The 21,670-nt window shown below is 68.5% G+C and carries 16 protein-coding genes; 15 read left to right on the top strand and 1 reads right to left on the bottom strand.

Going from position 1 to position 21,670, the window contains the following annotated elements; translation table 11 throughout:
* From E2493_RS21285 to E2493_RS13830, 3 genes are all read left to right on the top strand, one after another.
* The coding region (locus tag E2493_RS21285; RefSeq protein ID WP_167737530.1) for a hypothetical protein at nt 1–2,025 on the top strand (2,025 nt) is incomplete at its 5' end.
* Nucleotides 2,022–3,920: a hypothetical protein gene (locus tag E2493_RS13825; RefSeq protein WP_135087772.1), complete on the top strand. Its 1,899-nt coding sequence runs from the start codon at nt 2,022–2,024 to the stop codon at nt 3,918–3,920. The genes E2493_RS21285 and E2493_RS13825, both read left to right, overlap by 4 nt.
* Before the next feature lie 17 nt (nt 3,921–3,937).
* Complete coding sequence (locus tag E2493_RS13830; protein WP_167737531.1) at nt 3,938–5,236, top strand: CHAT domain-containing protein; 1,299 nt, start codon at nt 3,938–3,940, stop codon at nt 5,234–5,236.
* Between the two features lie 188 nt (nt 5,237–5,424).
* On the opposite strand, the gene E2493_RS13835 is transcribed toward E2493_RS13830, so the two are convergent.
* Nucleotides 5,425–5,916 carry a hypothetical protein gene (locus E2493_RS13835; protein WP_135087776.1) on the bottom strand — a complete coding sequence of 164 codons (492 nt, stop codon included), beginning with the start codon at nt 5,914–5,916 and terminating at the stop codon, nt 5,425–5,427.
* 180 nt (nt 5,917–6,096) lie between these two features.
* Here E2493_RS13835 and E2493_RS13840 point away from each other — a divergent pair, with 180 nt between their 5' ends.
* The 12 genes from E2493_RS13840 (at nt 6,097) to tagH (ending at nt 21,657) form a co-directional block, all read left to right on the top strand.
* Complete coding sequence (locus tag E2493_RS13840; RefSeq protein ID WP_167737532.1) at nt 6,097–7,245, top strand: type VI secretion system protein TssA; 1,149 nt, start codon at nt 6,097–6,099, stop codon at nt 7,243–7,245.
* 72 nt (nt 7,246–7,317) lie between these two features.
* Entirely contained in the window at nt 7,318–7,836 is a 519-nt protein-coding gene (tssB, locus tag E2493_RS13845) for a type VI secretion system contractile sheath small subunit (protein WP_135087780.1), read from the top strand.
* A 5-nt stretch (nt 7,837–7,841) separates the two neighbouring features.
* Entirely contained in the window at nt 7,842–9,338 is a 1,497-nt protein-coding gene (gene tssC / locus E2493_RS13850; RefSeq protein ID WP_135087782.1) for a type VI secretion system contractile sheath large subunit, read from the top strand.
* A 113-nt stretch (nt 9,339–9,451) separates the two neighbouring features.
* On the top strand, nt 9,452–10,744 hold the full coding sequence (gene tssC, locus E2493_RS13855) for a type VI secretion system contractile sheath large subunit (RefSeq protein WP_225421487.1): 1,293 nt from the start codon (nt 9,452–9,454) through the stop codon (nt 10,742–10,744).
* Nucleotides 10,744–11,214 carry a type VI secretion system baseplate subunit TssE gene (gene tssE, locus E2493_RS13860; protein ID WP_135087786.1) on the top strand — a complete coding sequence of 157 codons (471 nt, stop codon included), beginning with the start codon at nt 10,744–10,746 and terminating at the stop codon, nt 11,212–11,214. The genes tssC (E2493_RS13855) and tssE overlap by 1 nt, the downstream gene beginning before the upstream one ends.
* A gap of 3 nt (nt 11,215–11,217) precedes the next feature.
* Nucleotides 11,218–13,032, top strand: coding sequence for a type VI secretion system baseplate subunit TssF (gene tssF / locus E2493_RS13865; RefSeq protein ID WP_135087788.1), 1,815 nt, complete (start codon nt 11,218–11,220; stop codon nt 13,030–13,032).
* A complete protein-coding gene (gene tssG, locus E2493_RS13870; RefSeq protein ID WP_135087790.1) occupies nt 13,029–14,084 on the top strand; it encodes a type VI secretion system baseplate subunit TssG in 1,056 nt (351 codons plus the stop codon). The genes tssF and tssG overlap by 4 nt, the downstream gene beginning before the upstream one ends.
* Nucleotides 14,085–14,221: 137 nt before the next feature.
* A complete protein-coding gene (tssH, locus tag E2493_RS13875) occupies nt 14,222–16,888 on the top strand; it encodes a type VI secretion system ATPase TssH (RefSeq protein ID WP_225421477.1) in 2,667 nt (888 codons plus the stop codon).
* 98 nt (nt 16,889–16,986) lie between these two features.
* Nucleotides 16,987–17,445, top strand: a complete 459-nt coding sequence (locus E2493_RS13880) for an Hcp family type VI secretion system effector (protein WP_167737533.1) — start codon at nt 16,987–16,989, stop codon at nt 17,443–17,445.
* A 123-nt stretch (nt 17,446–17,568) separates the two neighbouring features.
* Nucleotides 17,569–19,413 (top strand): type VI secretion system Vgr family protein, encoded by a 1,845-nt coding sequence (locus E2493_RS13885; protein ID WP_225421478.1) that lies wholly within the window; start codon nt 17,569–17,571, stop codon nt 19,411–19,413.
* 1 nt (nt 19,414) lies between these two features.
* Nucleotides 19,415–20,023 (top strand): DUF6931 family protein, encoded by a 609-nt coding sequence (locus E2493_RS13890; RefSeq protein ID WP_135087796.1) that lies wholly within the window; start codon nt 19,415–19,417, stop codon nt 20,021–20,023.
* Nucleotides 20,024–20,031: 8 nt separating this feature from the next.
* Nucleotides 20,032–21,657: a type VI secretion system-associated FHA domain protein TagH gene (tagH, locus tag E2493_RS13895; RefSeq protein WP_135087798.1), complete on the top strand. Its 1,626-nt coding sequence runs from the start codon at nt 20,032–20,034 to the stop codon at nt 21,655–21,657.
* Nucleotides 21,658–21,670: the final 13 nt, after the last annotated feature.

A 21,670-nucleotide genomic window follows, 5' to 3' on the forward strand; every position in this document is an offset into this window, starting at 1 on the left:
CTGGTCACGCTCGGCTCCGCCACCGCCGGCGACGACATCGACATCGACACCAACGGCGTCGTGACCTTGAGCTCGGCGATCTCGACCGGTGCGGGCGCCGACACGCGGGCGGTGACGTTCGCGCGCGGCGCCGCCGGAACGGCCGGCGCCATCGGCTTTGCCGGACCGACCAACCAGACCGGCCACAACATCACGATCCGCGCCGCGTCTCTGGCGAGCGGTCTGCCGATAACGGGGGACACGGACAGCGGCCTCGTGCTCGGAACGCTCACGGCCGGGTCGGCGCAGCTCAGCGCCGCCCAGGGGGATATCCGATCGGACAGCATCGTTGCCCAGGGCCCCGTCGCCGTCACCGCGACGCTCGGATCGGTCAGCGGCCGGCGCAGCGGCTTCGCGACCGGCACCGGCGGCTCGACGATCAGTGCGCCCGGCACGGTGACGCTGGCGGTGACGAACAGCGCCGCCGCCGGCGCGGTGACCGCCGGAACGCTGACCAACGTCGGCCAGCCTGCGCCCGCCACGCTGCGCCTGCGCAGCGTCACCGCGGGCGCGGTCAACCTGACCGCCGGCAGTCAGCTCCAGATCGGCACGGCCGCAGTCACCGGCGCGGCGACGCTCAGGACGACCGCCGGCACCGCCTCGGCGGCGGCCAATGCCAATGTCCCCGGCTACGACTCCGCGTCGATCCAGGCGGTGCCGGCTGGCGCGACGATCTCGGTGGCCGCCGGCCGCGTCGCCCAGCTCGGCGAGCTCGATGCCGGTCAGGGCAGCGTGACCAACGGCACGGACCAGATCCAGGTCCAGGCCCAGTCCGCCCGGATCGGCCGGGCGCGCGCGAACAACGGCAACATCCTGCTCGAGGTCGGCGGACCGCTGGCGCTGCTCGGCGCGATCGAGACGCGCCCCGGAGCGACCGGCGCGGTGGATCCGGCGCGCGAGGTCGAGATCCGCAACACCGGCGGCGGAACCACGATCGTCGGCGGCACCACGGCCGATACCGGCGCCGACCTCGCGCTCGACGATGCCGAGATGGACCTGGTGCGGGCGGGCAATGTCGTGATCGACTCGCGGGCCCGCCCGATCGTCTTCGGGACGCTGAGCCTCGCGTCGGAGACGGGCGCGACCAGCGCCCGCTTCCTGACCACCGGCGCGGTCCAGATCAACGGCGCGGTGAGCGGCAGCGGCGGCGGCGTCCTCCAGATCGGCGGCAGCACCACTCTCGAGCCGGCGGGGCTTGGCGACCCCGCGACCCTCGCCTCGCAGATCGGCGTCAACATCGGCGACAGCGGCACGGCCGGGGCAATCACCTTCGAGAACGGGACCGTCGACCTGCGCGCGCAGCGCGTCGTCTTCGGCCGGGGCGCGCTGCTCGACCGCTATCTCGGCAGTTCGCCGCTCAACGACACGGCCGTGGCCGCGGACGTCGCGAACCCCGCGTCGGCCCTCTACGTCGGCGACGCGACGGGCCGGAATTTCCTTTCCGCGAAGCTGCTGCGGGTCCGCTACTCGAACTTCGCTTTGTTCCAGAACACCGGGGCGAGCCTCGGCGGCGGCGTCCTGCTCAACGAGCAGTCGCCGCCGACGGTGAACGGTCTCGCGCTGCAGCTGTACAGCACCGGCGAGGACGGCGGGAACAGCTTCGCGCTGTTCGGCCGCGTCAACGGCTTCGTCGGCCGGTCCGCCGGCGTGCTGCCGAACGAGAATCTCGAGATCGCCGATCTCGCCGGCGGCACGCGCATCGTCCGCATCACCCAGGCCAATTCGCGGGTGAACGGCTGCGTCATCGGATCTCCCGATCGCGGCTGCCTCACCACCGATCCGCCGCGGCCGAACCTGTCGATCTACGACGAGCGGCAGACCCAGCTGTTCGGCTCCGCCGAGGATCCGGGGCTGTTCTTCAACCCGCTCGTCGGACGCGGCAATGAAGGTCTGATCGTCGACATTGCGGACGTTCCGGTCGGCATCGACACGATCGAGTGCGACCCCAATGATGCAACCTGTCCCGCCAGGGGAGATCAACCATGATCCGCACCCGCCACGCGACCCGAACCCTGCTGCTTTCGTCAGTCCTGATCGCGGCATCGGCCTCTCCCGCCCGCGCAGCGCCCGCGGCGCCTGAGCGGTTCGAGCTCGGCATCAACAGCACCAACGACGGCTGCATCGCGACGCGGCAGTGGACCGCGGGGGAAAGCGGCGTCCGCTTCGCCGCCGCCCAGCCGTTCAGCATCACCTGCCGGGGCGTCTCGGCCGCCGAGGCGCAGGGCTATGTCTACGCACCGGACGGGGACGCCGGCACCGACCAATGCGGCGCGAGCGTCGAGATGCAGATTGCCGGGCTCGGTCCCGCCGAGGTGCGGCGCTGCATCGACCCGGTGCTGGCGCGTCAGGTCGTCGACCTTCGCTTTACCCGAGACGGAAAGCGCTATCGTGGCGTCGCGGTGGAGACCGCGCTGGCGCCGCTCGAGGCCGCGCTGCGGGTGATCGCGACCGGCGCCCGCGCCCCGTCGCCGAGGAGCGCGGCGCCGAGCTCGATCGCACTCGCCGACCTGCCGCCAGCTCCGGCCACGGCCGCCGTGTCGGAGCGCGCCGGGCTGACTGCGGAGGCCGCCCTTGCCGAGGGCATCGCCGCTTTGCAGACCGGCCGCACGCTCGACGCATCGCGGATCCTCAACGACGCCCTGCGCGCCTTCGTCGCCGCCGACGCCGGGACCAAGCTCGACCTCAGGCTCGCCGCCGGCCTCGCCGATTCCAACCTCAGCCAGTTCGATGCCGCCGACGCGCATTTCGTGATCGGCCAGTTGCTGCTCAACAACAATCCGGGGCTCGCCCAGGCCGCGTACAAGCAGCAGCAGCTCACCACCTATCGCGGGCTGCACCTGGTCAATCAGCGGCGTTGGGACGAGGCGCTCGAGGTGCTGTCGATGTCGGGGGCGGGATCGAAGGACCTCAGCGATCCGGCGACGCTCAGCCAGCTCAATCAGGAGCCAGCGGGCCAGATCGACTCGCTGCAATCCTCGCTCACCGACGCCAACCTGCTGTCGAGGAGCCTGCTCGATGCGCAGCGCGCCTGGGCGCTCAGCGTGGCCCAGCTCGGTCTCGGCCGGACGGCGGAAGCGGAGGCGGCGCTCGCCGTCGCCGCCGATCTTGCGCGCACCGCGGTGCGCACCGTCGCGCCGGAGCGGATCGTCTGGATCCGCGCCGCGATCGAGCGGCAGAAGGGGCGGATCGAGGCCCGCAAGGGCGCGATCGAAACGTCGCTCGCCAATTTCGATTGCGCGATCACGGCGCTGCAGGGCGGCACGCCCTCGGCGGGGCATCTCTGCGTCTTCCCCGACGCGCGCCCCCTCCCCGACACCGCTCTCAACGCGCCGCTTCTCGTCGAAGCACAGCTTGAGCGCGCCAGCGTCGCCTCGCGCGACGCGGCGCGCGACCCCGGCGCCGTGCTCAAGGATTATGAGGAGGCGGTGCAGTCGCTCGCCAACCTGTCCGGCACGGGGCCGGTCTCGCTCGGCGCGCTCGAGCGCTATTTCGCGCTGCTCGCCGAAGGTGCGCAGACCGATCAGCGCGACGAGGAATTCTTCCGGGCGATGCAGTCGATCGGCGAGCCGGCGATCGCGCGCGAATATGCCCAGCTGCAGAAGGTCGTCTCGGCCGATCCCGAGATTGCCGGGCTCCTGCGCGAGCGCACCGATCTCGAGCGCCAGCTGATCCGGCTGCGCTACGAGATCACCGCCTCGACCGGCGCCGGCGAGGCCGACCTTCCGGCGCTCGAGCGGGAGCGCGCCGCCGCCGACGCCAGGCTCGACGAGGTCAACCGGAAGCTCCTCGCCGCCAACCGTATCGGCGCTCTCGCGATCAGCCCGCGACGATCGCGAGCATCCGCGAAGCGCTCGCCCCCGGCGAGGTCTACCTCAAGCTGACCGCCTTGCGCTCCGCGATGTTCGGGATCGCGATCGGACGCGACCGGACGATGATCTACCGGCTCCCGGCAAGCCTCTCGACCATCGAGAATCTCGCCGCGGCGGTACAGATGAGCGCGCGAAGCGATGACGAGGGCGTGCTGCGCCCGTTCGACGTCGCCGCCTCCGAGCGCCTGTTCCGGAGCGTCGCCGGTCCCGCCGCCGCGATGGTCGCGGGTGCGACCAGACTGATCTACAATCCCGCGGGCCCGCTGCGGCAGCTCCCCGCGTCGATCTTCGTCACCGATCGGGGGTCGGTGGACGCTTATGCGCAACAGCAGTTCAAGGCCGACTACAGCCGCGTCCAGTTCCTCGGCCGGAAGGTGGAGACCAGCACGGCGCTGTCGCCACGCGCCTTCCTGCGGGGCCGCAAGGAGCTCGCCCCGTCGACTGCGCCGCGCCCCTTCCTCGGCCTCGGCGAGAACGCGCCGCCGCAGCCGGCCAGCGCTACGACGGCCTCGCGCGCGATGCCGTTCGATTGCTCGGTGAGCTACGGCCTCTGGGCCGACACGCTGGCGCGCCGCAAGCCGATCAGCGCCGACGAGATCGGGATCGCCGCGAACGCTCTCGGCGTCGCCGATTCGCGGATCGTCGGGCCGAGGTTCAGCGACGCGAACCTTGCCCATGGCGATGCCGCGGACGACCTCGCTCAATACCAGGTGCTGCACTTCGCCACACATGGCATTCCCGAGATGCCGGTGAACGTCGACCAGTGCACGATGCACCTGCCTCCGGCACTGATCACGACCCTTACCGCGCCGCCCTCCGACGCGCCGATCGTGTCGGACGGGCTGCTGTCGTTCGACGAGGTGGCGCGGCTGCGGCTCAACGCGAACCTCGTGGTTCTCTCTGCCTGCGACACCTTCGCCGGAGCGAGCACGGCCCTCGCCCGCCGCCGCGGCATCGAAGAAAGCACGCCGGCGCTCGACGGGCTGGTCCGCTCTTTCATCGTCGCCAATGCGCGCATGGTGCTCGCAACCTTCTGGCGGGTTCCGGCGCACAGCAAGACCGACGAGCTGCTCGCCGCTTTCTACCGCGCCGGACGGACGGACAGCGTGGCGGCATCGCTGAAGACCGCGCAGAACCACCTGATGGACCAGCCGCGCTATTCGCACCCTTATTATTGGGGCGCCTATTTCCTGGTCGGCGATGGTTCCAAGGCGATGCTCAGCCCGACCCGCACGGCCGCCGCGGCGACGGAACCGGGGCGGCAGGGCTCGCGCGTTCTCGCGGATGCGGCCGCGGCCATGGGAGGCGCATCGCCCGCGCGCCCCTGAGCTGGCACGGCTGCGGAGGGACCATGCCCAAGCCAGGCAAGACCGACTGGTCCGGCCCGTCGATCGAAGCGCTGATCGATCGCGCGTTCGGCTGCAAGTCCCGAGCTCAGGCGAGCGATGTGATCGGCCAACGGCTGGTAGTCCAGCCCGTCAGGGGCTGCCCGATCCCCCGCGGCGACCTTCCCCGATTACTGACCGGAGGCGTTGAGGGCGATCCGGATCGGCACCGCCTCGGCACGGCAGGTCTCTGCGCCACCCTGGGGCCGCAAATCGGCCGACGAGGCGAAGCGCGCCAGCGCCTCCACCGATCCGCCGGAGTCCGCGGCGATCCGCGCCAGCACCGCCATGTCGTCACAGGACAGGCCGCGCGCCGCACTCGCGGCCTGCGTAGCCAGCGATGCGGAGAAGACCTGGCCCTCGCCGGCGCCGGCGAAATGGCGCTGCAATCTGGCCTGGGCGCTCGCCAGCGCCGCACCGTTCACGGCGCGGAAGGTTCCGTAGTGCGCGGCGAAGGCCGGCGAGCGGGTCTCGCAACGGGCTGCGGCGGCGGTGAGCATCGTCTCCAGCTGGCGCACCTGCGCGGCCTCGAACGCCGCGGCGTCCCAGCAGGCGGCCTGTACCGGCGCCGTCGCGGCCGCAAAGGCCGTGATGACCGCAAACGACTGAAGCAGACGTTTCATCTTGGATTCCTTCCGCCGACACGAATGGGCACGTGCCGCTTTAGTCGGCAAGTCGTGAGGGCGGGCCTAACGACTATGGTAAAGTGAACGCTAAATCGGCCGGCCGGCGAAAAACCTGTGGAGCTGTCCCGACAAGGTTGTAAGCTCGACCAATCGCACGGTGATTCTGGGGGTGCCTGCGTGTTGTTCGATGAAGAAAGCCGTCTTGCGATCGTCGCGCCGCTGGTCGGGGCGGAGGATTCCGGCGAGGTCGGTCTCGACGGCCGCGAGGACGAGGGCGCGACCGGCGAGCTGCTTCGCGAGATCCGCTCGCAGCGCAAGGCGCTGATCCGACAGGAGCTGTCCGCCGCGATGGGCGAAGCGGGCGGACCCGACGACGGCTGGGACTGGGAGACGCTGGCGCAGAACGCGCGCGATTATCTCGCCGGGCACAGCAAGGACCTGGAACCGATGGCGGTGCTGATCGAGGCCTCGGTTCGCCTGGAAGGGCCTTCGGGCGTCGCCGGTGCGATGGCCACGCTCGCCGACCTCGTCGAGGCGTTCTGGGAGCGGGGCCTCTACCCTGCCGAGGACGAGGACGGCGTCAGCAGCCGCTTCCAGCCCCTGTCCGGTCTGAGCGGCGGCAGCGGCGACAAGGACGGAGCGCTGATCCAGCCGCTCCGCCGCATGACCCTCGTGGCGAGCGGCGCCGATCAGCTCCGTTACGTCGACAAGATCAGGGCGGATTCGGCGATGGAGATCTCGCCCAAGGCCACGCCCGAGCAGAAGGCGGCGAAGCTCGAGGAGGCCGAGGCCTCGCGCCGCGCGATCGAGGCGATCGCCCAGCGCCTTCCCCGCCGCGCGGTCGCCGAGGCGGCCGATCGACTCGGCGCCGCCGAGACTGCGTGGCGCCGCGCGATCGGCTTCATCTCCGAGCGGACCAAGCCGCAGTTTCCGGCCGCCTCGCGCCTCAGCGACGAGCTCCAGGCGATCCGCGTCTGGCTGGAGGCGATGCTTGCCCGCATGGCGCCCGACGAGCCGGAGGCGGTCGCCGCCGCGGTGGTCGCCGAAAGCAGTCAGCCGGTACCGGGAGCAGCCGCGCAGCCGGTCTTCGTTCCCGGCAAGATCACCAGGCGCGAAGATGCGCTGCACGCCGTTTCGGCCGCCGCCGAGTATTTCCTGACGCACGAACCGCAATCACCACTCGGCGGGACCTTGCGCGAGGTTGACCGGCGCGCACGATTGAGTCTTCATGACTTTCTTGCGGAGCTCATTCCGGACGAATCGAACCGTGAGTCTTTTTACTGGCGGTCGGGGATCAAGCCACCGTCCAGCAAGAGCGAGGCTTGATAGTGAAGTCGTTCGACTGAACGTCTCAAGTTGGGGAATCCGGGCGCCGGTGCGCTCGAGGGAGATGAAGTGATGGCAGACTCTGTACATGACAAGCTGAAGCGCGTCCGCAAACCTCGGGTTCACATTACCTACGACGTCGAAACGGAAGGCGCCCAGGAGATCAAGGAGCTTCCCTTCGTCATTGGGGTTATGGGCGATTTCTCCGGCGATTCGGCGGTGCCGAAGAAGAGCCTCAAGGAAAGAAAATTCATCGACTTGAAGAAGGACAAGTTCGATCAGGTCATGGGTCGAATTGAACCCGCAGCCAAGTTCAAGGTCGAGAACACGCTTGAAAAGAACGGCAAGGAATTCGAGGTCAACCTCAAGTTCCGATCGATGGACGATTTCGAGCCGGAGCGGATCGTCGAACAGATCGAGCCCCTGCGCAAGCTGATGGAGACTCGCAACCAGTTGCGCGATCTGATGGCGAAAGCCGACGGCTCCGAACAGCTCGAGTCGTTGCTCGAGCAGATCCTCGGCGACCAAGAAAAGCTCGGCGCCCTTCATAATCAGCTCGCGGCCGCCGACGGCGGTCAGGACAAGGAGTAAAGGCGATGGCGGACGCAGCAACCCAAGCGGCCGGCGGCCCGCAGGCCGACACCGTCCTGGCGCCGGCCAGCCTCCTCGACGAGGCGATCAGCGCGACCAAGCAGACCGAGCCGCAGCGCGTCGAGGAGCTGATGCGCACGCTCACCCAGGAGGCGATGAGCGGAACCGTCCAGTTCAAGAAGAACATGACGGTGACGCTGCGCGAGGCGATCGCCAAGATCGACGCGCAGATTTCGGAGCAGCTCGCCACCGTGATGCACGCCGAGAAGTTCAAGACGCTGGAGGGCAGCTGGCGCGGCCTCCACTATCTGGTCAAGAACAGCGAGGTCGGCGAGACTCTCAAGATCAAGCTGCTCAACGTCTCCAAGAAGGAGCTCGCCGCCGACCTCGCCAAGGCCACGGATTTCGATCAGAGCCAGCTCTACAAGAAGGTCTATGAGGACCAGTTCGGCTCGGCCGGCGGACAGCCGTTCGGAGCGCTCGTTGGAGACTATTATTTCTCCAAGCATCCCGACGACATCGAGCTCCTCGGCAACATCGCCAGCGTGGCCGCGGCCGGGTTCACGCCGTTCATCTCGGCGGCGAATTCCAAGCTGTTCGGCATGGAAAGCTACGGCGAGCTTTCCAATCCGATGGACCTCAAGCAGCTGTTCGAGACCGCGGATTACATGAAGTGGACGTCGTTCCGGCAATCGGAAGACTCACGCTTCGTGACGCTGACCATGCCGCGCGTGCTTGCCCGCCTGCCCTATGGCGCCGACACCAAGCCGGTCGAGGGTTTTGCCTACGAGGAAGCGCCGCGCGACGCGAGCGGCGCGCCGAAGGCGATGGAGCATGACGATTATTGCTGGATGAACGCCTCCTACGCGCTCGCCGCGCGAATGACGGACGCGTTCGCGCAATATGGCTGGTGCACCGCGATCCGCGGCGCGGAAGGCGGCGGCAAGGTGACCAACCTGCCGACCCACGTCTTCCAATCGGACGACGGCGATCTCGACTCGAAATGCCCGACCGAGATCGGCATCACCGACCGGCGCGAGAAGGAGCTGTCGGACCTCGGCTTCCTCCCGCTCTGCCACTACAAGAATACCGATTATTCGGTGTTCTTCGGTGCCCAGACGACGCAGAAGCCGAAGAAATACGATCGGCCCGAGGCGACGGCGAACGCGGCGATCTCCGCCCGTCTCCCCTACATCATGGCGACCAGCCGTTTCGCCCATTATCTGAAGGTGATGGCGCGCGACAAGATCGGCTCGTTCATGGAAGCGTCCGATTGCGAGACCTGGCTGAACCGCTGGATCGGCAATTACGTCAATGCGACGGAAGGCGCCGGACAGGAAGCGCGGGCGAAATATCCGCTGCGCGAGGCGCGGGTCGAGGTCCGCGAGGTCGAAGGGGCGCCTGGCTCGTACACGGCGGTCGCCCATTTGCGGCCGTGGCTGCAGTTCGAGGAGCTGACCACCTCGATGCGCCTCGTCGCGCGCATTCCGAAGGCGTCGTGATCGCCGAACGGCATTGAGATGGGGGGAGCGGCGCTCAGCCAAGCCAAGGAGGCGGCCGCTCCCCGATCGACCGCCTCCGAAGGCTTCGAAACCGACCAGCCGCCAGCCGGGCGATCGCGCGGATCGACGCGCTGCTCGGCGAAACGCTCGACGCGGTGCTGCACCATCCGCGATTCCAGCGCCTCGAGTCGCTGTGGCGGGGCCTGAAGTGGCTCAGTGACGGCATCGACGACAACGAGGTCAGGCTGCGGCTGCTCGACGTGCGCTGGCTGGAGATCAGCCGCGACCTCGAGCGGGCGATGAGCTTCGACCAGAGCCACCTGTTCGATCTCGTCTACAGCCAGGAATTCGGCATGCCGGGCGGAAAGCCGTACGGCATGATCCTGGTGGACCAACAGATCTCGCATCGGCTCGGCCGGGACCGGACCGACGACATTGCGGTGATGGAGGGGCTGAGCGAGATCGCCGCTGCGGCCTTCTGCCCGATCATCGTCGCCGCCGACCCCTCGGTGGTGGCGATGGACGGCTTCGACGAGATCGACCTGCGCCAGGACCTTGCCGCGACCTTCGCCGATCCAGCATTCGCACGCTGGAACCGGCTGCGCGCCCGGCCCGACAGCCGCTTTCTCGGCGTCGTCGCACCGAGGCTACTCGCCCGCCGGCTTCACTGCGGCCGCGAGCACCCGCGGCTCGGCTTCGTCTATGACGAACGGATCCGCGACGGATCCGACCTGCTGTGGATCTCGGGGGGCTTCGGTCTCGCGCATGTCGCCGCGCGGGCGATGATCCGCCATCGCTGGCCGGCGGCGATCCGTGGCCTGCTCCCGCCCGGCGAAGGTGGAACCGTCGATGGTCCGGTGCGCCAGTTTCTGCCGAGCGACCGTCGCGGTGTGGTCGCGCGCTTCGCGCTGGAGAATGCGATCTCGGAGGACCAGGAGATGGTGCTGAACGACGCCGGCATCATCGTCCTGCGCCAGATGCACCTCACCGGCATGGCGGCCTTCCTCAACCTGCCGAGCCTGCACCGGCCGCCCGATTATGACGGCGAGGCCGCGCGGATGAACGCGAAGATGAGCGCGATGCTGAACTACATCCTCTGCGTCAGCCGCTTCGCCCATTACGTCAAGGTGATGGCGCGCGACTGGGTCGGCAAATACGCCAGCGCGCCGGAATGCCAGAAACTGCTCCAGACCTGGCTCAATCGCTTCGTCACCGGCAATGACGATGCGTCCGCCGAGGTGCGGGTGCGCTATCCGCTTCGTGAGGCCCGGGTCGAGGTCCACGAGCTGCCGGGGCGCCCCGGAACCTACGGTTGCGAGATCGCGATCCGGCCGCATTATCAGCTCGATCAAATCTCGTCCGAGTTCCGGCTGACGACGGTGGTCGGCAAGGAGACGCTGGCCTGATGCGAAACGGCCTCACCCAGTCGCTGCTCGACCGCCTGATCGACGACGAGCCGGATCTGTCGTTCGACGCGAGCGAGAGCGACGAGCGGGCGGTCGAGCGGCTCAAGAACGGGCTGCGCCGCGACCTCGAGGCGCTGCTCAACTCGAAGCGCCCGCTGCTCGCCCGGATCGACGGCGAGCCGGATCTCGAGCGTACGATCGTCGGTTTCGGGCTGAAGGACATCAGCACCGAGGATTTCTCCGCCGCCGGGGTTCGCGACCGCATCCGGCGGATGGTCGCGCAATGCATAAGGGAGCACGAGCCGCGGCTGAGCAGCGTCGAGGTGGAGGCCGATGACGCCCCGACGTCGCGCGGCATCCGCTTCCGCATCACGGCGGTCCTGACCCTCTCGCCGGCCCGCGAGACGGTTACCTACGACGCCAGCGTCAGGCCGAGCGATCGCGCCATCTCCATCGACCTCACCAGCTGAGCCATGATCGACGATCTCATCGAATATTATCATCGCGAGCTCAGCTTCCTGCGCAACAATGCGGGCGCGTTCGGCGAAGCCTATCCGAAGATCGCCTCGCGCCTGCGGCTCACCCGCGAGTCGATCGAGGACCCGCATGTCGGCCGGCTGATCGAGGCGGTCGCGTTCATGAACGCGCGGCTGCGGCACAAGATCGACGACGAGTTTCCCGAGCTTTCCGACGCGCTGCTGCTGACGCTCTATCCCCATCTCATCCAGCCGCTGCCGTCGTTCATGGTCGTGCGGCTCGAGCCCGGCGCCGATCTCGACAAGCCGACGGTCGTCCCGGCCGGCACGATGCTGACCACCGAGGCGATCGACGGCGAGCCCTGCCGCTACCGTTTGTGCCACGACACCGAATTGCTGCCGATCAGGATCGAGGATGCGGCGGTGGCCGGTCCGCCTTTCGATGCGCCGGCGGTCGGGCTCAAAGGCGCCAAGGGCCTGCTGACCATCCGACTGGGCACGACCAAGCCTGAAGTCGAGATGGCCTCTCTCGGCCTCGACCGCCTGCGCCTGTTCATCAAGGGCGATGCCCGCCGCGCTCAGATCCTGCTCGAGCAGCTCGGCGCCAACCTGCTCGGCGTCGCCGTCGCGACGGGACCGGACGATTCCCGACCCGTCCTGCTGCCCCCGTCCCGGCTGCGGCTGAAGGGGCTCGACGAGAACGAGCTGCTCCTGCCTCAGGTGCCGGTCGCGAGGCGCTGCTACGCCCTGCTGCAGGAGCATTTCGCCTATCCCCACAAGCATCTGTTCTTCGAGATCGAAGGTCTCAGTGCGCGGACGCTCGACGTTCCGGGCCGGCGGCTCGACCTCTACTTCTACTTCGACCGGATCTCCCCGGAGCTCGAGCGGGCGATCCGCGCCGACGATTTCGAGCTGTTCGCCTGTCCCGCGCTCAATCTCTTCCCACTCGATGCCGAGCCGATCCACCTCGATCATCGCAGCATCGAATACCGGATCGTTCCCGACGCGCGGCGCGAGGACGTGCTCGAGGTCCACTCGGTCGAGGAGGCGGTGCTGCAGGATGCCGCCGGCAATCGGACCGAGGCGCCGTCGCTCTACGCCGTCGACCGCGGCTCGCCGCGGCTTGGCCGGATGTTCCACGCCGTGACCCGCCGCTCGAGCTTCGGACCGGGGGGCGGCGACGACGTCTTCCTCTCGATCGCCGACCTCGAGGGCGAGTTGCTGCGCGACGACGCCACGATCGTGAACACGCGCATCCTCGCGACCAACCGCGATCTCCCGGCGCGGCTGCCGTTCGGCGGGGGCCGCCCCGCGCTGACCGTCGGCGGGACCATCGCCGGACTGGCCAAGGCGAGCGCCCTCACCAAGCCGACCCCGACCCGACGACCGGCCCGCCGCCGCGCGGCGGTGTGGAAGCTCGTCGGCCAGCTCTCGCTCAACCACCTCAGCCTGGTCGGCGACGTCGGGGGCAGCCAGGCGCTGCGCGAGGTGCTCGCGCTCTACGACCCGGGCGACACGGCCGACAGCGTTCAGCTCCGCGAGCGGCTGCGCAGCGTCACCGCGGAGCCGGGCGTCGCCCGGCTGCAGATCAAGGGCCATACGGCGATGTGCGCCGGCACCGACGTCGTGCTCGAAATCGACGACCAGCGTCTCTCCGGATCGGGCTCGTTCCTGCTTTGCGCGGTGATCGAGCGCTTCCTTGCCGGTGCGTCGGCGCTGAACAGCTTCGTGCGGGTCTCGGCGAAGCTGCAGCGTGAAAGCGGCCTGTGGAAGACCTGGCCGCCGCGGATCGGCGACCGTCCGTTGATATGAGCGCCATCGGCCACCTCGCCCGGCGGCTCGCCGGCGCGACCTTCGCGCAGGCCGCCCGGGTGGCGGAGCTCGCCGCCCGCCGGTCCGGGCACGCCGGCGAGGTCGGCCGCGACACCTATCCGGCCGACGAGCCCGTCCGTTTCGTCGCCTCGGACCGGCTGTCGCTCCCTGCCGGAGACGTCGCCGAGGTCGACGCTGAGGCCGATCAGGTCCGTATCTCCGCCAACGTGCTCGGCCTCGCCGGAGCGACTCCGGCCCTGCCGCCGATCTACAGCGAGCTCCAGCTCCAGCGCCGGCGCCTGCGCGACTCGGCGCTCGCCCAGTTCCTGAACCTGTTCGATCACCGTGCCCTCTCCTTCTTCTACCGGATCGCTCGCAAGTACAGCTGGCCGCTGCAGGTCGAGGGCACGCGGGGCGACGAGAGGGAGCCGATCGGCGCCGTCGCGCTGGCGCTCGCCGGCATTGGCGTCGGCGGCACCCGGCACCGCCTCGCCGCCGACGACGCGGTGCTCGCCCCGCTCGCGGCCCATCTCGGCGATGCTCGGCGCAGCGCCGCCAGCGTCGAAACGGTGCTCCGCCTCCTCACCGGCCTGCCTTTGCGCATCTCCCAGGCGGAAGCGGTCTGGATGGCCGTCCCCGCGCAGGAGCAGACGCGTCTCGGCGGGCCCGACGGCCGGTTCACCCGCCTGGGCGGGAGCCCCTCCCCGCTGGCGCAGAGCGAGGCCGCGATGATCGGCAGCGCGGTGCTCGAGGCGCAGCATCATTACGTCATCGAGATCGGGCCGGTTTCCTATCGGCAGCTCCAGCTTTTCTGCACAGGTAGCGAGGTGCAGCAGGTTCTCGGCGATCTGTGCACCTTCGCCGCGGGCATCGAGCACCAGCCGTCGATCCGCATGCTGATCGACGCTCGCGACATCCCGCCGCTCCGCCTCGGCGCCGAGGACGCGCCGGCACTGCTCGGCTGGACCAGCTGGCTCGAGCCGACGCCAGGATCCCGAGGCATCGTCACCGACTGTGTCATTCCGGTCCGTCGGCCGCTGGGGGCAAATTGACGTTGTCGCGATCAACCGAGTGAGTTAATCCATTGGAAGCTCGGCCAAGCATCGAGAAAGTGAGTCTCCGCGCGGCCGCGGCATGGGACCAGAAATACGCGTACAGACGACTTGCTCGCCTTCAATAGTAGGCGTGGATGGCGAAAGGGGGGAGCGTGGCGCCGGTCAACCTGAAGAGCTTGGTATCCAAGTTAAACGACACCTGTCGAACGTCCCTGGAGAGCGCCGCTGGCCTCGCACTTTCGCGAACCAATTACGACGTCGAGATCGAGCACTGGCTGCTGAAAATGCTTGATCGGCAACGTTCCGACGTGGCCGTGATTCTCGAACATTTTTCCGTCGATTCCGGGCGCCTGACCCAGGACATCAACCGTCAGATCGATCGATTCAAGACCGGCAATGGCCGCGCGCCGGCGCTCGCGCCGAACATCGTCAAGCTGATCCGCGAGGCCTGGCTGCTCGCCTCGCTCGAATATGGCGCCGCAACGGTGCGGTCCGGCCATCTGCTGCTGGCGCTGCTCGGCTCCGAGGAGCTGTCGGCGCTCGCCCGCGACGCAAGCTCGCATTTCGCCAAGCTGCCCCTCGAAACGCTGCGCTCGACGCTGACTCAGATCGCGTCGACGTCCGAGGAAGCGAGCGGCGGTGGCGAAGCGGCGGCTGGCGCGGGCGGCGGCGCGGGCGCCCCCGCGGCGAGTCCGGGCGCCGGGGCCGGCGGCGACGCGCTCTCCCGCTACACGATCGATCTCACCGCACAGGCCCGCGACGGCAAGATCGACCCGATCTACGGCCGTGATCCCGAAATCCGGCAGATCGTCGACATCCTCACCCGCCGCCGCCAGAACAACCCGATCCTCACCGGCGAGGCCGGGGTCGGCAAAACCGCGGTCGTGGAGGGTTTCGCGCTGCGCATCGTCCAGGGCGACGTCCCCGATGCACTGAAGAACGTGCGGCTGCTGTCGCTCGATCTCGGCCTTCTCCAGGCCGGCGCCGGCATCAAGGGCGAGTTCGAGAACCGGCTGAAGTCGGTCATCGAAGAGGTCAAGAAATCGCCCACCCCGATCATCGTCTTCATCGACGAGGCGCATACGCTGATTGGCGCCGGCGGTGCCGAGGGACAGAACGACGCCGCCAATCTGCTCAAGCCGGCGCTGGCGCGCGGCGAGATGCGGACGATCGCCGCGACGACCTGGGCCGAGTACAAGAAGTATTTCGAGAAGGATCCGGCGCTGACCCGCCGCTTTCAGGTCGTCAAGGTCGAGGAGCCGCCGGAGAGCCTCGCGGTGGCGATGCTGCGCGGCCTCGTGCCGATCCTCGAGAAGCATCACAACGTCCGCATCCTCGGTGGCGCGCTCGAGGCGGCGGCGGGGCTTTCGCACCGCTACATCGCCGGCCGGCAGCTGCCGGACAAGGCGATCTCGCTGCTCGACACAGCCTGCGCGCGCGTCGGCATCAGCCAGGCGGCGACTCCGCCGGCGATCGAGGATATCGAGCGCCAGCTCGGGCTGCTCGACGCCGAGGTGAAGATGCTCGAGCGGGAGGGTCGCGCCGGCAGCGACGTTCGTGCCGCGCTCGAGGAACGCGCCGCGCGCCGCACCGAGCTGGAGGCGAGCAAGGCGAGCCTCAGCGAGCGCTGGCAGCAGGAGCTGGGGCTGGTCCGCGAGATCGCCGATGCGCGCAAGGCGCTGGACGGCCTCGGCGACGGAGCGCCCGAGATCGAGGCGGCAACTGCGAAGCTTCGCGACGTCCAGGCCCGGCTCGCCGAGATGCAGGGCGAGTCGCCGATGATCTACGACGTCGTCGACGGCCCGGTCGTGGCCGAGGTGCTGGCCGGCTGGACAGGCATTCCGGTCGGGCGGATGATGAGCGACGAGATACGCTCGGTCCTGTCGGTCGGCGAGCAGCTGTCGGCGCGGATCAAGGGTCAGGCCTATGCCCTGGAGATGATCGGGCAGACGGTGCGGACCGCGCGCGCTGGCCTCGCCGATCCGCGCAAGCCGATCGGCGTCTTCCTGTTCTGCGGCACGTCGGGGGTCGGCAAGACCGAGACCGCCCTCGCTCTCGCCGAGCTGCTCTACGGCGGCGAGCAGAACGTCACCACGATCAACATGAGCGAGTTCAAGGAGGAGCATAAGGTGTCGACGCTGGTCGGCGCCGCGCCCGGCTATGTCGGCTATGGCGAGGGGGGCGTGCTGACCGAGGCGGTGCGCCGCAAGCCTTATTCGGTGATCCTGCTCGACGAGATGGAGAAAGCCCATCCGGGCGTGCAGGATGTCTTCTACCAGGTGTTCGACAAGGGCATGCTGCGCGACGGCCAGGGCCGCGATATCGATTTCAAGAACACGCTGATCATCATGACGTCCAACGCCGGAACCGAGACGATCGAGAAGCTCTGCCGCAACGTCGCCGCGCTGCCCGAGCCCGAAGAGCTGGCCAAGGCACTCCGGCCGGACCTGCTCGAATATTTCAAGCCGGCGTTCCTCGGCCGCGTCGTGACCGTGCCCTTCTTCCCCCTGCCCCCCGAGATCCTGCGCGAGATCGTGGCGATCAGCCTGGAGCGGATCCGCAAGCGGGTGGTCGAGAATTACGGGGCCCGTTTCGAATGGGACGATGCCTTGCTCGATCGGCTCGTGTCGCGCTGCACCGAGATCGAAAGCGGCGCCCGCAACATCGAGAACATCCTCAAGCGCGGATTGCTCGCCGATCTCGCCGCCGAGCTCCTCGAGCTGCGTGCCGAGGGGAAAACGGTCTCCCATGTCAACGTCACTGCAGGCGAGGTGAAGGACTATCAGTTCATCCTCGCGTGATCGAAGGTTCGCATGCACTTCGGTGCATGGAATGAGTGTCAAGGCGCCGCGGCTTCGGCCGCACTGATCAGAGAAGGGAAGTAGCGATGGCGATTTTCTTGAAAATAGACTCCGTGAAGGGCAGCTCGACCGATTCGAACTTCAAGGACCAGATCGAGCTGAACAGCTTCCAGTTCGGCGCGGGCCTCGGCGTCACCAGCGCGCGCGGCGGTGACCGCACCACCTCCGAGCCCAGCGTCTCCGAAATCACCGCGACCAAGACCACCGACAAATCGTCCGAGCTGCTGTTCAAGGCGCTGCTCAAGGGCGAGCCGGTCGGCAAGGCCACCGTCTCGTTCGTGGCGGCGAGCAAGGGCGAGTCGGTCGCTTATGCGACGCTCGAGCTCGAGGAGGTCATCGTGTCCGGCTTCAGCATGTCGTCGGGCGGCGATTTCCCCTCGGAATCGGTGTCGCTCAACTTCACCAAGTTCGACTGGTCGTTCACCGGCCGCGACGCCACCCAGACCGGCAGCCCCACGCACCTCATCTACAGCCTCGTGGAGAACAAGGTCGGTTGATCACGCCTCCGTGCCGGTGCAGAGTGGTCCGGGTGACCGCTCCGCGCCGGCCCGAATTGCGCGCAATCATGGGGCATCATGGGTCAGCACCTTCTCAATCTTCGCGCTCTCGCCGACGCATCGTTGGATGACTATGCACTGCTGAGCTTCGAAGGGCGGGAGGGCATCTCCGAGCCTTACGAGTACCGGCTCGAGCTGATCACGACGGCGGACGAGGACGTCTCCGGCTGGATCGGCAAGCTCGCGGAATTCGACGTCAGCCCGGAAAGCGGGACCGAGCGGGTGTTCGCCGGCCGCATCTACGGCGTCCGCCGTGTCTATGGCGGCGAGATGACCCGCGTCGTCGTGCAGATCCGCCCCGCCTATTTTGCACTGAGCTACGGGCGGGCCACGCATTTCATCCAGGACAAGAGCAGCCTCGACATCTTCGACGCGATGACGGCCGACGTCAGCGGGCTCGTCAAGCGGGTCGGCGTGACGCCGACACCGGCGGTGCGCGGCTACGCCGTCCGCTACGACGAGACCGAGATCGACTTCCTGGCGCGCCTGCTCGCCCAGGACGGGATCATGTACTTCTTCGTCTACGAGCGGCAGGCCGGGCCGTTTCGCCACAAGATGATCGTCACCAACCAGTCGGCCGATTATGTCGACCTCGCCTGCGGGGCGGTCGAGTTCCTGCCCAATTCGGCGAGCGGCGCGATCGACGCGCTGGGCCGCCGGTGCGAGGCCACGCCGCGCAGCCACCAGCATCTCTCCTTCAACGTCAACAAGCTCGACGAGCCGTTCGTGCGCAGCGGCACGGCCGGTGAGAGCTGGGGCGGCGTCTACAGCCACAGCTACGATCGGATCGGCTTCGAGGCCGTGGCGGACGGCGACGTCGAGCCGCGCAGCACGGCGCAGGAACAGGAGCATGCCCAGGCGGCGGACCAGATCGAGGGCAGCTCGAGCGAACCGTGCCTGATGGCCGGCGGCCGGCTCGAGATTACCGGCGGTTCAGCCGTGGCGCCGCGTCGCGTCGTGCTCACCTCGGTGACCCATTCGGCCTACGATCCGTGGATGATCGAGGGTTCGGGCACCGCACGATATCGCAACAGCTTCGTCGGCATCGACGCTGCCAAAGTGTTCCGGCCGGTCGCGGGAGCGCCTGAGCGCAAGGCGCCGGGACCCCTGCTCGGCGTGGTCCAGGGCACCGACACCGTCGAGGGCGAGGCCAAGATCGACGATCAGTGGCGGGTGCCTGTCGCGATCGCCGGTGCCCGGGACTATTCGTCGCAGGGCCTCGAGAAGTTCGTCTGGCTGCCGGTCCAGCAGCAATGGGCCCACGGCACCCACGGCGCGCAATTCTTCCCGCGGGCGGGCACGCGGGTCGTGATCGACTTCCTCTACGGCAACCCCGACCTGCCGTTCATCGCCGGGACGATGTACACGCCGTCCCAACCCTATCCCTTCGATCCGACCAGCAAGGCGACGCAGACGGGCTGGCGGTCCGTCACGGACAAGAACGGATCGATCGTCCAGGAATTCCGCTTCGAGGACAAGCCGGGGTCCGAGGAGATCTATCTCTATACCGGCCGCGACTACCGGCGCGTCATTGATCAGGACGATTGGGGCACGGTGAAGCGCGACCAGACGCTCGCCGTCGAGCGCGACCAGAAGCTGACCGTGACCCGCGACCGCACTGTCACCGTGGAGGGCAAGCAGGAGACCAAGATCACCAAGACCCGCACGGTGACCATCATCGACAAGAGTCTGGTCGAGTCGAAGAAGGAGATCGAGCTGAAGGTCGGCCCCTCGACGATCACGATGACCATGCAGGGTATCGTGATCAAGGCGCCGAAGATCGAGGTGAAGGCTGATGTCTCGCTCGAGATGTCGGGCGGCGCGATGGCCAAGCTCAACGCGCCGAAGACCGACGTGACCGCGGATGCGATGCTGACCCTCAAGGGCGGCATCGTCTTGATCAACTGACATGAATGCCTCGGCCACCATTCCCCTGCGCTTCCAGCGCGGCGAGCTGGAGAGCAAGGCGGAGCTGAGCGCCGCCGGCCTCGCCAGGCTGGCGGAGGCGACCAGCCCGGAACGGCTTGTCCAGTCGCTGGCCGAATCCGGCAACCTGCGCGACGCGCTCTACGCCCTCGTCATGGTGCTGCCGCACCGGCAGACCGTCTGGTGGGCGTGCCTGGCCGCGCGGATCCTGCCGGATCTCGACCATCGGCCTGCTGATCGCGCGGCGGTCGAAGCGGCGGAGCGCTGGGTGCAGAGCGTCGCCCCGGCCGATGCCGAGGATGCCGGCGAGAAAGCGGAGACGGCCGGGCTCGAGAATGGCCCGGCCTGGGTCGCGATGGCGGCTTATTGGGCAGGACCGTCGCTCGCGCCGCGCGGCCAGCAGCCGGTGCCGCCGGCGCCGCATCTCGCCGGCGTGGCGTCCCGAACCGCGTTGCTTCTCCTTTCCTCCGATCCGGCCTTCAACCACCGCATTGCGTTCACCGACTGGTTGCCGCTCGGCATCGCCCTGATGCGGGGCGAGAACGGCCGCCAGGCCCAGGCGGCGCTGCGCAGCCGCGTCGCCGCGGCCTGATATCGACGATGTGGATTTTGCTGCTTTCGCGCGCGACCGATCCGCCGGGCAGCTTCATCGATCGGCGGCAGCTCGATTCCGGCCAGGTCAAGATCGGCCGAAGCGCCAAGACGTGCGATCTCGTCCTGCCCGACACCCAGGGCTATGTCTCGCGCGAGCATTGCACGATCTCGGCGCAAGGCATCGACCTCTACGTGGTAGACGGCAGCGTCAACGGCGTCGCGCTGAACCACGCCGGCCAGCGGATCGTCCCCAACACGCCCGTGGCGATCCGGCCGAACGACCGGCTGCTGATCGGGGACTTCGTCATCACCATCGCCACCGAATCCGCCGCGGCCGGACTGGTGCCGACTCCGGCACCGCCGCCGCTGCCGGGCGGCCCCTCGCCGCCACGGGCGGATTCGTGGTTCGACACGCCGATCGATCCGATCTGGGATGCCGGCCAGGCCAGCGCCGCGGTCCAGGAGTTCCTCGGCAACGCGATGAACGACTTCCTCGCACCCGCGCGGACCAATCCGGAACCGGCCTCGCGGATCAGCGACTTCGGCTTCGGCGATCCGATCGGCGAGGCCTTCTCCCGTCCGATCATGGCCGATCCGCTGCCGCCGCCGGCCGATTTCGCCATTCCAGAGGATTGGGCCGCGACTCCCGCGCCGCGTGGCCGGGCCCAGGATCCGTCCGCAGCGCCCGCCGCGTCCCAGTCTGCATCTGGTCCCTCCGCGCTCGACCCGTTCGCTTCGGACCCGTTCGCCGCGAACCCGTTCGACGCCGATCCGTTCGCCGCGGGTGCTCCGCGTCCGGATCCGTTCTCGGCGGCGCCGGAAGCGTCCTTGCCCGGCGGGGGCCGCGGGGCCCACCCGGCGCCCCTCTTCCCGCCGCCCCCGCCGGAGACGCCGCCCGCCGCTTCGCCGGGCGCCGACCCGTTCGACCGGCCGGCTTTCTCGCCCGACGCGAACGATCCGCTGGCCGGCTTCCCGCCATCCGTCGAGCACGCAATCGCCGACGGCGCGTCCGCGCCCCCCCCTCCAGCCGCGCCTGTCGCGACGACGCAAGCGGACGCGCCGGACGCAGCCTGGAACGCTTTCTACGAGGGAGCCGGCCTCTCCCCCGACGAGCTCCGGCTCTCCTCCGACGCCATGTACCGGCTCGGCGTGCTCTATCGGCAGGTCGTGCTCGGCCTCTGGGACCTGATCCACGACCGGGCCGCGTTCAAGGACGAGTTCCGGGTCGAGCGGACCCAGCTCAGCATCGGCAAGAACAATCCGCTCAAGCACCTGCCGCCGCTCGAAGCGGCCAAATTCCTCCTCGGCGAACCGCTCCCGGGGTTCATGTCGACCGAGGAGACCGTGCGCACCGCGTTCGAGGACATCAAAAAGCACCAGCTGGCGATGCTGGCCGGCGTGCAGCATGCCATGGCCGCCGTTTTCGACCGACTGTCCCCCGCCGAGATCGACAAGTTGATCGAGAAGGCGGGAGAGAAGAAGCATCTTTCGTTCTGGCGTGGCATCGATCGATGGACTGTGTATCAAACAGTGTTCGAGGCGCTTCGCCGGGATGCGGTGTCGAACGCGAACGGGGTGATGAGCGTCGCTTTTCGCGAGGGTTACGAGAAGTTTCTGAAGTCGGGCCGGTGACGCCGCCAGCGGG

It is taken from the genome of Sphingomonas parva (ex Maeng et al. 2020), assembly GCF_004564275.1.
In the GTDB taxonomy this organism is placed as follows: domain Bacteria; phylum Pseudomonadota; class Alphaproteobacteria; order Sphingomonadales; family Sphingomonadaceae; genus Allosphingosinicella; species Allosphingosinicella parva.